The sequence below is a fragment of the Parafrankia sp. FMc2 genome, from assembly GCF_041008525.1.
Classification (GTDB): Bacteria; Actinomycetota; Actinomycetes; order Frankiales; family Frankiaceae; genus Parafrankia.
The window spans coordinates 1-12,360 of sequence record NZ_JBFLUG010000075.1 but is presented as its reverse complement, the minus strand read 5'-3'; the positions used below and the strand labels follow the sequence as shown (position 1 = coordinate 12,360).

The window sequence follows — 12,360 nt, the reverse complement described above, 5'->3', positions numbered from 1 at the left end:
GTTACAAGTTGTGTTTCAGTGCGGGACGGCCTAGGGTGGGACATCATGAGTGCTGCAGCGACCTCTCCGAGCGCCTCGCCGTCCACGCCCCTGTCCGGCCTGCGCGTCCTCGATCTGTGCCGTGTCGTCTCCGGCCCCTTCGGCTCTCTCCTGCTGGCCGACCTGGGGGCCGAGGTGATCCGCGTCGAGTCCCTGCCCGACGAGGAGTCGTGGCGCGAGGTGGACCCGACCCGGCTCAGCGAGGACGAGGCGTTCAGCTGGGGATTGAGTCGCAACAAGCACTCGGTAAGCCTGAACCTCAAGTCGGATGAGGGACGCGGTCTGTTCCACCGCCTGGTGGCGGAGGCGGACATCGTGGTCGACAACTTCCGTCCCGGCGTCACCGCCCGGCTCGGCGACGACCGGGAGTCGCTGGCGCGGCACAACCCATCGATCATCACCTGCTCGCTCACCGGCTTCGGCGGCGACGGGCCGTGGTCGACCATGCCCGCGTACGACCCGATCGTGCAGGCCATGTGCGGCACGATGAACTACACCCGGCTCGCCTCGGACCTGCCGCCGGTGCGCTGGGGCATCCCCATCGGCGACCTCTTCGCCGGCCTCGTCAGCGCGATCGGCGTGACCGCGGCGGTGATCCACCGCGACCGGACCGGCGCCGGGCAGCACGTCGACGTCTCCATGCTCGACGTGATGCTGGCGCTCAACACCTACCGGGTCCCGCAGGCGCTGACCTTCGGCCAGGAGCCGCTGCCGTCGCCCTTCGAGGGTGGCCAGGGCACCGTGCCCTTCGGCAACTTCGAATGCGGCGATGGATGGGTCGCCATCTGCATCAGCCAGCGCATGTGGCCGGCCGCCGCCCGGGTCATGGAGCGGCCGGACCTGTTGACCGACGAGCGTTTCAGCACCGGGCCGGCCCGGCACGCGCACCGCGAGGAGCTCGTCGAGCTGCTTCAGGGCGTCTTCCGGACCCGCACCGCCGACTGGTGGCAGGAGCACCTGATGGCGGCCGGCGTCGTCTGCGGCAAGGTCACCCGGGTCGCCGACGTGTTCCGGCATCCGCAGGTGCGGGCGCGCGGGATGTCGGTCGTGATCTCGGATGAGTTCGGCCGTACGGCGACGGTCGCGGGGGACGCCCTCAAGTTCAGTGACTCCTCGACCTGGCGCGCCCCTCGGCAGCCCGGCGCGGACACCGCGATGGTTCTGGGCGCCCTGCTCGGGCTCGACACCGACGAACTGGAGCGGCTCTCGGCAGCCGGAGTGATCCACTGCGGTGACGATCGGGGCGCCGTGCCGCTGGTCGAGCGCGGTGCGCTGAACCCCGACCCGGACGTCTCCCGCCAGGTCGGTCGCGCTCTAGAGGGCACCACCGTCCTGGAGCTGAACGGCGACGAGCCGAGCAAGGCCTTCGCGGCGCAGCTGCTGGCCGACCTCGGGGCCGACGTCATCCGGGTCGAGCGGCCCTTCGGGCAGGTCATCGAGCCCTACCCCGACGAGAGCCGTGAGGCGTCCTTTCGCGCTGGTCTGAACCGAGGCAAGCGGAGTGTGATCGCCGACCTCAAGACCGACGAGGGGCGCGCCTTCCTGCTCGGGCTGGCCAGCCGGGCCGACGTCATGCTCGACAACTACCGGCCCGGGGTCCTTCAGCGGCTCGGGCTCGACTTCGAGTCCCTGCGCGGCCTGAACGACCAGCTGATCCAGACATCGATCACCGGCTTCGGCCACACCGGCCCGTGGAGCGCCTACCCGGCGTTCGACAACGCGATCCAGGCTCTCGGTGGTGGTATGAGCATCACTGTCGACCATACAAGGCCGGAAGTGCCGATCCGCTGGGGCAACCCGATCGGTGGCCTGACCGGCGCGATGTTCGCCGCGCTCGGCACCCTGGGCGCCATCCGGCTGCGTGCTTTGCGTGGGCACGGGCAGCACCTCGACATCAGCCTGCTTGATTCACAGGTGGCCCTGCTTTCCTACCGGGCGCCGCAGGCGGTGACCCTGGGCAAGGAGTTCCTCCCGGAGCCTCGTCGCGGCGGCAGTGGCTCGCTTCCGTTCGGGGTCTTCCGAACCGCCGACGATCGGTGGTTCACGATCTGCATCACCCAGCAGTTCTGGGCGAAGTTCTGCAAGGCCGCGGAGCACCCCGAGTGGATCGACGACCCCCGGTTCGCCACCGAGCCGTTGCGCCGCGAGAACGAGGACGCCCTGTACACCCTCGTCGAGCCGAGCTTCCTCGTGCGTACGGCGGCTGAGTGGGAGGAGCTCTACTTCTCTCTCAAGCTCCCCGGCGCCACAGTTCTCTCCGTCAACGAGGCCTTCTCACACCCGCAGACGCTGGCCCGCGGGATGCGGATTCGCATGTCCGACCATGACGTGGAGACCGGCATCGAGGTGGCGAACGCCGCTATCAGGTTCGGCGCCGCACCCAGCCTGGCGCCGGCCGGCGCGCCGATCCCCGGCCGCGACACGGCACTCGTGGCCGCCGAGTTCGGCCTGGTCGCGCCGGACGTGGATGTGAAGGCGCCCTCGCAGCGCTGGCGCGACACCGTTCAGGAGAACGACGCGAAGGTCTGAGGTCTTGGGGAAGGGGCCCCGCCCAGTGCTGGGGCCCCGCTCGCGCGCCCACCTGGTCGGAATCTCGTCGAGAACCGAAATCTCGTCGAAAACCCTGGTGGGGGAGGGCGGGAGCGGCAGCGTGGGCTGTCGGTGGAGTGGCGGAGTGGCTGGCGGGGCGATGTTCCCTGCCCGAAGGTGGACCGGCCTGGCAGATGGCGGACCGGTCTGGTGGCTGTCGTCCTGATGTGACCGGTCGCGGGATGCCGCGCCGCGCGGGTGGACAGCCTCGTTCGGGCGCTAATGGGACTGCACCGGTTCCGTCTGTGATGGGGTTGGTGTCCGAGCCGCCAGCGGTCGAGCACTCTTGTGCGCAGGCCCGATGGTCGAGGTCTAGGCCTAGATCGTGCCGCCGCTGGTTGCTGGGAGGGAGAGACGACCGGTGGGATGTCGTGCCGTCCGAGCACTGATCCATTAGCGTGTGCGCGATCCTTCCTGAGGGCTCTGCTGTGATCGCCGGCCAGGGAGGGTGTGCGGGATTGCTGTTCGTCGGGGATGACTGGGCCGAGGCCCATCACGACATCGAGATCCAGGACGAGACCGGCCGGCGACTCGTGCGCCGTCGGCTCCCCGAGGGCGTGACCGGAATGGCCGAGTTGCACGGCCTGATCGCGGACCATCTCGGGGACGGGGACGAGCCGTCGTCGGTGGTGGTCGGGATCGAGACCGACCGGGGACCCTGGGTCGGGGCGTTGGTCACGGCTGGGTACCAGGTGTACGCGATCAACCCGCTGTCCGCGGCCCGGTACCGGGAACGGCATGTCACCTCACGGGCGAAGAGCGACGCCGGGGACGCGAAGGTGCTCGCCGATCTGGTTCGCACCGATCGGGCCAACCACCGGCCCATCGCTGGGGACAGCGAACTGGCCGAGGCGGTGAAGGTCCTGGCCCGCACGCATCAGAACCTGATCTGGTCGCGGCAGCGGCAGGCGAACCTGCTGCGCTCGACGCTGCGCGAGTTCTACCCGGCCGCGCTGGTCGCGTTCTCCGGCGAGCTCGCCGGCCGGGACGCCCTGGCCGTGCTGGAGATCGCCCCGACCCCGGCCCGCGGTCGGGGACTGTCGACGGCGCGGATCGTCTCCGCACTGCGCCGCGCGGGTCGCCAGCGCAACCTCGACAGGCGCGCCGCAGAGATCCGTGACGCCCTGCGTTCCGACCAGCTGGCCGCGGCGCCGCTGGTCGCCGACGCCTACGGCCACACGGTGGTTGCCCTCGTCGCGGTTCTCGCGACCCTGGCCACGCAGATCGAGCAGGTCGAAGGTGAGCTGGGCTCGTGTTTTGACCAGCACCCGGACGCGAAGGTCATGCTGTCCCAGCCAGGGCTGGGACCGGTCCTCGCTGCCCGGGTGCTCGCCGAGTTCGGGGACGACCCGACCCGCTACGCCGACGCGAAGGGGCGTAAGAACTACGCCGGCACCGCCCCGATCACCCGCGCTTCCGGCACGAGACGGGTCGTGCTCGCCCGTGTCGCGGTCAACAAACGCCTGCGTGACGCTCTCTACCTGCAGGCGTTCGCGGCCCTGAACGCCTCGCCCGGCGCACGGGCCTCCTACGACGCCCATCGTGCCCGCGGCGCCACCCACCACCAGGCGCTGCGCACCCTCGCCAACCGGCTCGTCGGCATCCTCCACGGCTGCCTGCGCCACCACACCCCCTACGACGAAGCCACCGCCTGGCCCAACCAGACGACCGACCAGAAGATCGCTGCTTGACAGTTAGAACCGTGGGATGTCTAGGCCCAGACGGCCGTGCGGCCGGCGCAGTGTTCGGCGACGGCGTCGGAGAGCAGCTGGTCGCAGTGGTGGTCGTCGTCCTGGGCGAGCAACACCGACAGCGTCAGAAGAAACTCGGCGTCCAGCCGACCCGTGCCGGGGACGAGCGCGAGCGAGGCGGCCGGCGTCGTGGCCAGGGTCTCGTAGCTCAGCAGCCGCTGAAGGCGGCGGGCGGTGGAGAGGACCAGCTCCTCCCACGCGAGGTAACCGTAGCTGTCGTGGGCGGGGGGCGGCTCAGGTAACAGCTCGGCCGCGCGCCGGGCAACCGTCATCACTCGCTCGTCCGCCACGTCCGCCCCCAGGATGTCGATGTAACGGCCATCACAGACGCTACGACACCCAAAAGACCAGGTCAAGACGTCAAGCGATGCCATTGACAAGACGCCGGACATGGCGCAATCTTGTACCCAATGTGCCGAGGAGGTGAACGCCGATGACTACTGCCGCACGGGATGCCGAGCGCCGCTCGGGCTCTGTCACGGCGTTCGGGACCACGGCGTCCGGGGTCGACTACCTGGCCCGGCACCTGCGTACGGCCGACGCGCTCCGGGCGGCGGACCCGGAGTTCGCCGCCATTGCGGAGTCACTGGTCGCGCACCCTCACCGCAATGGAGTTCTGGCTCCATCCGTCCGCGCGCTCGTGGTCCTCGGGGTGGAGTCGGTGATCCCGGAGGCCGATGAACCCAGGATCGACGCCGCGCTCGCCGACGGCGCCAGCCGGGCCGAGGTGCTGTGCACCCTCGAGATTGCCTGCTCGATCGGTCTGCACACCGTTTCGGTCGGCCTTCCCATCCTGCTGGAGGAGATGGAGCGGGCTGGCCTCGCGCTGCCTGAGGAGACCGCTCGGCACCAAGAACTCGCTCGTGCGCTTGAGACCAGCGGCCCTCGCCCGCGCCCGCTCAACCCGATCTACGCCGGCATCCTGCGGATGGATCCCGAGTACTTCACGGCCCGGGTGCGCTTCATCGACCTGCCCTGGGAGCGCGACGACGTTCTCGACCCCGAGATCAAGCACCTGCTGTCGATCGCGATCGACGCGGTGAGCCCACAGCACTATGTGGATGGGCTTCGGAAGCACCTGCGGGAGGCGCTGGCCATCGGGGTGCGGCCCGAGGCCGTGCTCGAGGTGCTCCAACTGGCTTCGGTAACTGGCCTGCGCACGCTCGACGTGGGGCTGGAGGTGCTTGCCCGCAAGGTCTGACAGTCACACAAGGTATGACAGTGCCGCGGGCTCGGACCCGCGTGTATGTGGAGCAGGACACCTCGTAGTCCTGTTCTACTATCCCTGTGCTATCGTGCTGTAGTCGGGTTCATCAAAGCGTCGACCGACCGGCGCCTACTGGCCTTCAGGCGTGGCATCAGTGGAGGTAGAAATGGCTCGGGACCGCTCCGCACGCACCCGCATCCGGACGTACCTGGCCACGTCCGGGCCGGTCGTCGACCCGTCCGGCTACGCCACGGGAGTGCTGAAGGACGCCATCGGCTACACCGGCAGCTCGGTCGCCTTCATCCAGCTGATCGCCACCATGGACCGCGAGGGCGAGATCGAGCGCGAGATCCGCGGCAAGCGCACCTATCGGATCGGCGGAGTCGGCGATCCCCCCGCCGCGTCCACGGGCGCGATCGCGCCCGTGGGGCAGGCCGAGGCGACCACCACCGTGGCGGTCCCGGGCCAGCCCGCCATCGAGATCGACTACAAGCGCCTGGCCCAGGCACTGGTGCAGGAACTGCTCACCAGCACTGCGGCGGCGAACGTGGCCGCCGACCGCGCGGCCGCCCTCGACGGGGACCGTCTTGAGGCCGAGCGCGACGAGTACGCCCGCCGCCTGGAACTCGCCCGCGCCCAGCTCGACGAGCTGTTGGGGCAGCCGATCGTGACCGCGGCGGCTCGCGACAACGACAAGGTCGCCGGCCCCAAGGCCGGCTGACCGGTCCCGCCGCCGTCTCGGCGCGGCATTCACTCGCCATTGTCGGCCTTCCTGGCCCGCGCGGCCGCGCGGCCGCGCGGGCCAGGAAGGCCGAGGCATGTTCAGCCCCGGACGCGCGCGCCCGGTGTGAAGGTCACCGGCATGACCGCCGGGCCGAGCACGGAGGGCGCGATCGGGGACTGGCGGTACTGCCAGGGCGCGGATGGGCGCATGTGCGGCTGTGGGCGACTCCGGTGGTCGTGGCGACTTCCCACCATGCCTCGTCTTCGAGATAGGTCGCGCTTGCCACCCTGCTGTTCAGCACGATGAACGGCCTCAGGCCGAGTTGGTCCGCGGCGAGGTTCAGGTAGTGCTCGGTCTCGGGCTGCCCGGCGAACTCCTCGCTCCAGTTCCACTCGTCGCGTAGCTCGGGAGAGAAGAAGTAGCCGTACGAAGAGCTCTCCGAATCGAAACGCGCGCCGGGGTAGCGGTTCCAGTACCAGGTGCCGCCCACGCCGGTACCGGCCTTAAGTAGCCGCGACCGGAATCCCGCCGTCAGCAGGCTGTGCAGCTGGTGGAGCCCGGTGATACCGGCGCCGATGACGAGCACGTCGCAAAGGTCGGCGTCCAATGCCGTTGAGCCGGTCAGAGCGCGAGCCAGACGTTCTTGCGGCGGCTGAACTCCTCGATTCCCGCGAGCCCGCCGACCCGGCCGGTCCCGCTCTGCTTCACGCCGCCGAACGGCATCGAAGGCGACAGCGTGCCCGGTGCGTTGACCCAGACCATGCCCGCGTCGAGCCCCGCCGCGAGACGGTGGGCACGCTTGACGTCGGATGTCTGCACATAGGCCGCCAGCCCGAAGTCGGTGTCATTCGCCAGCGCGAGCGCGTCCTCCTCGCCGTCGAATCGGAAGATGGAGAGCACCGGACCGAAGACCTCATCCCGTGCGAGCTCGGAGCCCCGGTCGACGTCCGTAAAAACGGTCGGCTCGATGTAGAAGCCGTCGCTGAGATCCCCGCCCGGGCGCGAGCCGCCGGCCAGCAGACTCGCGCCGTCATTCACGGCTCGCCCGATCATTCCCATGATCCGGTCCCGTGCGCCCTCGGTGATCACCGGGCCCAGCACTGTCTCGGGAGACATGGGGTCGCCCAGTGTGAATCCGCCGACCAGGGTTCGCACCCGGTCGATCACCTCGTCGTACACGGACGATTCCACCAGCAGGCGCGTGCCGTTGTAGCAGCCCTGACCGCTCACCAACATGCAGGACCGAAGCGCCAGCGCCGCCGCCGCGTCGAGATCCGCATCCGCGAACACCAGGTTCGGGCTCTTACCACCAAGCTCAGTCGCGACGGGGGTGAGGTTCTCCGCGGCCGTCTGGATGATCCGGGTCGCGGTTCGGCCGCTGCCCACGAAATGAATCTTGTCGACGCCGCGATTCCTGACCAGGGCCTCGCCGACCACACCATCGCCAGGGACCACATTGACGACGCCCGGGGGAAAGCCGACCAGAAGGGCGAGCTCGGCGAATCGGACAGTAGTGAACGGGGTCAGCTCGGGCGGCTTGACCACGATGCAGTTACCCGCCGCCAGAGCCTGAGCGGCGAACTGACCAATGGTCGCGAGTGGGCTGTTCCAGGGAATGATGCCCGCGATGACGCCATAGGGCTCAAGGACCGAGTAGTCCAGCGCCTGGAGGGGCCACACCGGGTTGACGTCACCCGTGATCTTGTCCGGCCAGCCGGCGTAGTACTCCAGATAGTCCACCGCCACGTTCGGGAGCCGATTGGCGACCGCGCGCGGCGTTCCGTTCTCCACGGTCTGCAGAGCGGCGAGCTCATCCGCGTGGTCCGCCACGGCTCGGGCGAGGGCGAGCATCAGACGGCGCCGCTCGACGACGGACACCTTTCGCCATTCCTCGAACGCCCGGCGGGCCGTGGCCACGACGGCGTCGACATCCTCCGGGCTGGCTAGGGGCACCGAGACCGTCGCCTTACCAGTGGCGGCGTAGACATGCTGAGTCGCGCGGTCACCGGTGACCTTGAGATGCCCGTCCCCAGCCAGGGGCGCCGGGTTCGGCAGGATGTCGGTGTCCACCTGGTGGATCGCCAATGCTCTGGACCTCTCTGTGAGCTGGTGGACCGCTACGGGTTGCGGGACTCTCTGCGGGCCGCTGGCGTGCTCTGCCGTCCCACGAACAGGGCTGGATGCTAGTTTGGCGCGCCTCAAGTCGTCAACCAAGCGTCCTCATATAGTGTTGTAATCACTAATGGGGATGCGGCGGCTCAGCGGGCCGTGGGCGCGAAGGGGCGAAGACGGTTGACCATGAACACGCGCGTGGTGCTCGCCGCGCGGCCCGACGGCGCGCCGACGGCCGACGACTTCCGGATCGAGACAAGCCCGGTCCCGGAACCGGGCGACGGTGAGCTCCTGCTGCGAACGATCTACCTGTCACTCGACCCGTACATCCGAGGCCGGATGGGGCCGGGCCTGGTCTACCGCTCGCTCGCCGCGCCAATGGAGCTCGGGACCGTGATCCCCGGGGGCACCGTGTGCGAGGTGGTGGAGTCGAGGTACCCGGGCATATCGCCGGGCGCTGTCGTGCTGGCCGGCACCGGCTGGCAGGCGTACGGAGTTCAGCCAGGTGCCGCCGTGCGCCTACTCGACCCGGACGCCGCTCCGGTCAGCACGGCGCTCGGCGTCCTCGGCGTGCCCGGCTTCACGGGCTACGTGGGCCTCAACCTGATCGCGCGCCCGCGGCCAGGCGAGACCGTGGTCGTCGCCGCCGCGTCCGGCGCGGTCGGGTCGATGGTCGCGCAGCTGGCCAGGATGGGTGGCGCGCGGGCTGTGGGCATCGCGGGCGGCCCCGAGAAGACCTCATGGCTCCGCGAGATCGGGCTCGATGCCGTGATCGACCACCGGGAACCCGGGTTCGACGACGCGCTCGCCGCAGCCACCCCCGACGGGATCGACGTCTACTTCGAGAACGTCGGCGGACACGTCCTTGAGGCCGTCATCCCGCGCCTCAACGCGGGGACGCGGGTTCCGGTCTGCGGCCTGGTCTCGATGTACAACGGCGCGCCGGCCGAGCCCCGTGCCGACCTCCTGCCAGCGTTCATGTCCGCCATCCTGTCGAGGCAGATCACCGTCCAGGGCTTCGCCTACGTGCCCTACGTCGAAGCGCACCAGGACGAGTTCCTCCGCCAGGCGACCGAGTGGGTCCGATCAGGGGCGATCACATACCGCGAACAGATCGTGGATGGGCTGGAAAGCGCGCCCGATGCATTCATAGGCATCCTGGGAGGCGCGAACTTCGGAAAACTGCTGATCAAACCGTAAACCGCCCCACCAACAACCCGGCGATGTTCGGATGGGTGACGGTTTCTCCGCGATCACTTGTTGTTGGATGCGGCTGGCGGCCGCTGCCGTTCGCGGAGCGACAAGGTGATCTCGAATGATGGTCATCCATCCGAATGTGTTGGCGGTCGTCAAGGTGCTGCCACGTCGGCAGTGGGCGGCCCCGACCGGTTCGCGCTCGGGTGTTTGTCGGCGTGCAGCGAACTCGCGCGTCGCCAGCCGCTCGCCCGTCGTCAGCGCTTCGATCCAGGTCAGCGTGTTGGACATGAACTCCTGTTGTTCCAGTCGGATCCACTCGACGCCCGAGTCCGCCACGGCCTGTTCGGCGGGCCCGACCCCACCGCACCAGACCACGGTGAAACGCCGTACACCCGCGTCCACCGCCCGCCGCACCAGCTCGGGCGCGACCTCGGCGAGCCCCGCGGTGACCGTCACATAGAGTCGGCTGACGCCGTCGAGTGCGGCGTCCAGTTCCCGGGGCGCTGTATGCGTACCGGCCGCTACTTGAACCTTGGGGAGAACATCCCCGCGGCCGGATTCCGTGTCAGTGCCCGCTCGCTCTCGCCGCGCTCGACCAGCTCTCGCACTACGTGTCGGCCGGTGTTCCCGGTGGCGCCCGTAACCAGCGTGGTCACGGTGGAACTCCCTTCGTCGCCGCCGACGCTAGTGTCCCGGTCTGGAGATCTGCGATCTCATGGGACCTGCGGTGTCAGGGAGGTATGGCAGGTAAGCCGAGTCTGCCGCTCGTGCTCACTGAGGCCGAGCAGCGGACCCTTCAGGGGTGGGCCAGCCGGCGCAGGACCGCGCAGGGCCTGGCCCAGCGGGCGCGCATCGTGTTGATGCGCGCGGATGACAGGACCAACAAGTCCGTGGCCGCCGAGCTGGGAATCAGCCGGGACACGGTGGGCAGGTGGCGGAACCGGTTCGTCCGGCACCGGTGCGCCGGGCTCAGCGACGAGCCGAGGCTGGGCGCGCCACGCACGATCAGCGATGCCCAGGTCGAGGAGGTCGTGGTCCGCACTCTGGAAGAGGTGCCCGAAGGGGCCACCCACTGGTCCAAACGTGAGCTCGCGAAGCGGTAGTTGTCAAGTCAACTGCGACAGTGGATCTTCGTTCGGTTGGCTTGGAACGGGCTGGTTGATCCACACGGTCTCGGGTAGGCGGGGCGGTCGTGGCCGGCGGGCGAACCGCTCGGGGTGGGCCGCGTGGGCACGGTCGAGGGTGGCCTGCCGGTGAGCCCGGACCTGGCCGGCGGTGCCGAAATGGACCGAGGCGGGGGTATGGAACCCGATCCCGGAATGGCGATGGTCATGGTTGTAGGCGGTGAAGAAACCCTCACAGTAGGCGCGGGCATCGGCCAGCGACCCGAACCGGTCCGGGAAATCGTAGCTGTACTTGAGAGTCTTGAACTGCGCCTCCGAGAACGGATTATCGTTGGACGTCCGTGGCCGTGAATGGGACCGGTAAACCCCGAGATCGACGAGAAGTTCCGACACGGGTTTCGAGACCATCGCCCCACCGCGGTCCGCGTGGACCGCCTGGGGAGCCGACCCGTTCCGACGGATCGCGTCGGCGATGAAATCCTTCGCTACCACCGCGTCCTCGGCGGCAGCGACGAGCCAGCCGGTGACATACCGCGAGTAGATATCGATGATGACGTAGAGCTTGTACCAGACTCCTTTCTCGGGCCCTTTCAACGCGGTGATGTCCCACGACCAGATCTGCGACGGTTCGGTCGCGGACAGCTCGGGGCGGACCCGCGGCGGGTGCGTCGCCTGGGCGCGGCGTTCCCGGGTCTGCCCCGCCGCCCGGGCGATCCGGTACATCGTCGACAGGGAACACCAGTAGCGGCCGGCGTCGAGCTCCCGGGCCCAGACCTGCGGGATCGCCAGATCCTGGTAGGCCGGGCTCGCCAGGACCGCCAGGACCTGCGCACGCTCGGCTTCGGTCAACGTCCCCGGCGGGGGCGTCCGCGCCGGCCACGGCCCATGCACAGGCCCACGCGGAGCGGCATGCCGATAATGCGTCGCCCGCGACCGGCCGACATGGGCACACGCCCGATTCACCGGAACACCCGCGGCGCGAAGCTCATCAAAAGCTAGGTCCAACGCCTGGTCGGCTACTGGTCGGAGTCCGCTCTCTCGGAGACCTGCTGCAAGAGAGCGCGCGCTTTTCCCATAATGTCCAGCGCCGTCTCGGTCGTCGCGAGTTTCGCTTTCAACCGCTCGTTCTCGCGACGCAGCTTCTCCAGCTCGATCTGCTCCGCCGACTTCCCGGGCTTTTTCTCCGGAACCCGGACCTGGGAGCGCGCCGGTCCCAGGACTCCCGCGTCACGCGCTCGGGTCCACTCGACCACATGCGAGGAGAACAAACCTTCCCGGCGCAGGATCGCGCCTTTCTCCCCATGCGGGGCGTTCTCATACTCGGTGACGATCCGCAGCTTGTACGCCGTGCTGAACACCCGCCGCGACGGACGCGGCGCCGGATCATGCCGCGGCGAGGATCCGCCGCCGGCGGCCGGCTCCTGTGACTCTGACTCCATGAACACGAGGATCTCCGATCAGGCCCTCTGTAGCCAACCTGCACCCAGCGGGTGGTCGGGTAGCCCCGAAACGTTGCCGCTCCGGGGCCCCCTCAGCACCGTGCGTGCAACTCATCGCTGCACACGGCGCAAGCAGGCCTTAAAGGCGATTCAGGACGAGAGGAGAAGCGCCTCGGCC

General features: G+C 69.0%; 13 protein-coding genes. 6 read left to right on the top strand and 7 right to left on the bottom strand.

Annotated elements, in window-relative coordinates:
• Positions 1-45 precede the first annotated feature (45 nt).
• Positions 46-2,568, top strand: a complete 2,523-nt coding sequence (locus AB1460_RS22955; protein ID WP_368964011.1) for a CaiB/BaiF CoA transferase family protein — start codon at positions 46-48, stop codon at positions 2,566-2,568.
• Positions 2,569-3,086: 518 nt separating this feature from the next.
• Positions 3,087-4,319 carry an IS110 family transposase gene (locus AB1460_RS22950; RefSeq protein ID WP_368964010.1) on the top strand — a complete coding sequence of 411 codons (1,233 nt, stop codon included), beginning with the start codon at positions 3,087-3,089 and terminating at the stop codon, positions 4,317-4,319.
• A 20-nt stretch (positions 4,320-4,339) separates the two neighbouring features.
• On the opposite strand, the gene AB1460_RS22945 is transcribed toward AB1460_RS22950, so the two are convergent.
• Positions 4,340-4,651 carry a hypothetical protein gene (locus AB1460_RS22945; RefSeq protein ID WP_368964008.1) on the bottom strand — a complete coding sequence of 104 codons (312 nt, stop codon included), beginning with the start codon at positions 4,649-4,651 and terminating at the stop codon, positions 4,340-4,342.
• 161 nt (positions 4,652-4,812) lie between these two features.
• Here AB1460_RS22945 and AB1460_RS22940 point away from each other — a divergent pair, with 161 nt between their 5' ends.
• Positions 4,813-5,580 (top strand): carboxymuconolactone decarboxylase family protein, encoded by a 768-nt coding sequence (locus AB1460_RS22940; RefSeq protein WP_368964007.1) that lies wholly within the window; start codon positions 4,813-4,815, stop codon positions 5,578-5,580.
• Positions 5,581-5,752: 172 nt separating this feature from the next.
• Positions 5,753-6,307 carry a hypothetical protein gene (locus AB1460_RS22935; RefSeq protein ID WP_368964005.1) on the top strand — a complete coding sequence of 185 codons (555 nt, stop codon included), beginning with the start codon at positions 5,753-5,755 and terminating at the stop codon, positions 6,305-6,307.
• Positions 6,308-6,440: 133 nt separating this feature from the next.
• On the opposite strand, the gene AB1460_RS22930 is transcribed toward AB1460_RS22935, so the two are convergent.
• The gene (locus AB1460_RS22930; protein ID WP_368964004.1) at positions 6,441-6,917 is read right to left on the bottom strand and encodes an NAD(P)-binding protein; all 477 of its coding nucleotides are present in this window, start codon (positions 6,915-6,917) and stop codon (positions 6,441-6,443) included.
• Between the two features lie 14 nt (positions 6,918-6,931).
• The gene (locus AB1460_RS22925; protein WP_368964002.1) at positions 6,932-8,524 is read right to left on the bottom strand and encodes an aldehyde dehydrogenase family protein; all 1,593 of its coding nucleotides are present in this window, start codon (positions 8,522-8,524) and stop codon (positions 6,932-6,934) included.
• An 84-nt stretch (positions 8,525-8,608) separates the two neighbouring features.
• On the opposite strand from AB1460_RS22925, the gene AB1460_RS22920 reads away from it, so the two are divergent.
• Complete coding sequence (locus tag AB1460_RS22920; protein ID WP_368964001.1) at positions 8,609-9,622, top strand: NADP-dependent oxidoreductase; 1,014 nt, start codon at positions 8,609-8,611, stop codon at positions 9,620-9,622.
• Here AB1460_RS22920 and AB1460_RS38395 read toward each other — a convergent pair.
• Positions 9,509-10,075, bottom strand: a complete 567-nt coding sequence (locus AB1460_RS38395) for a hypothetical protein (protein WP_420497343.1) — start codon at positions 10,073-10,075, stop codon at positions 9,509-9,511. The two genes, AB1460_RS22920 and AB1460_RS38395, sit on opposite strands and share 114 nt — an antisense overlap.
• Positions 10,076-10,140: 65 nt before the next feature.
• Positions 10,141-10,227 (bottom strand): hypothetical protein, encoded by an 87-nt coding sequence (locus AB1460_RS38390; protein WP_420497345.1) that lies wholly within the window; start codon positions 10,225-10,227, stop codon positions 10,141-10,143.
• 132 nt (positions 10,228-10,359) lie between these two features.
• Here AB1460_RS38390 and AB1460_RS22910 point away from each other — a divergent pair, with 132 nt between their 5' ends.
• Positions 10,360-10,722, top strand: coding sequence for a helix-turn-helix domain-containing protein (locus AB1460_RS22910; RefSeq protein ID WP_368964000.1), 363 nt, complete (start codon positions 10,360-10,362; stop codon positions 10,720-10,722).
• A gap of 3 nt (positions 10,723-10,725) precedes the next feature.
• Here AB1460_RS22910 and AB1460_RS22905 read toward each other — a convergent pair whose 3' ends face one another.
• Together AB1460_RS22905 and AB1460_RS22900 are read right to left on the bottom strand one after the other, a co-directional pair.
• Complete coding sequence (locus AB1460_RS22905; protein ID WP_368963998.1) at positions 10,726-11,748, bottom strand: transposase; 1,023 nt, start codon at positions 11,746-11,748, stop codon at positions 10,726-10,728.
• 11 nt (positions 11,749-11,759) lie between these two features.
• Positions 11,760-12,188: a hypothetical protein gene (locus AB1460_RS22900; RefSeq protein ID WP_368963997.1), complete on the bottom strand. Its 429-nt coding sequence runs from the start codon at positions 12,186-12,188 to the stop codon at positions 11,760-11,762.
• Between the last annotated feature and the right edge of the window lie 172 nt (positions 12,189-12,360).

What these genes read in the sequence shown, in the direction of transcription:
- AB1460_RS22955 (WP_368964011.1), top strand. Translation starts at nt 46, where the DNA reads ATGAGTGCTGCAGCGACCTCTCCGAGCGCCTCGCCGTCCACGCCCCTG.
- AB1460_RS22945 (WP_368964008.1), bottom strand. Translation starts at nt 4,651, where the DNA reads ATGACGGTTGCCCGGCGCGCGGCCGAGCTGTTACCTGAGCCGCCCCCC.
- AB1460_RS22940 (WP_368964007.1), top strand. Translation starts at nt 4,813, where the DNA reads ATGACTACTGCCGCACGGGATGCCGAGCGCCGCTCGGGCTCTGTCACG.
- AB1460_RS22935 (WP_368964005.1), top strand. Translation starts at nt 5,753, where the DNA reads ATGGCTCGGGACCGCTCCGCACGCACCCGCATCCGGACGTACCTGGCC.
- AB1460_RS22920 (WP_368964001.1), top strand. Translation starts at nt 8,609, where the DNA reads ATGAACACGCGCGTGGTGCTCGCCGCGCGGCCCGACGGCGCGCCGACG.
- AB1460_RS22910 (WP_368964000.1), top strand. Translation starts at nt 10,360, where the DNA reads ATGGCAGGTAAGCCGAGTCTGCCGCTCGTGCTCACTGAGGCCGAGCAG.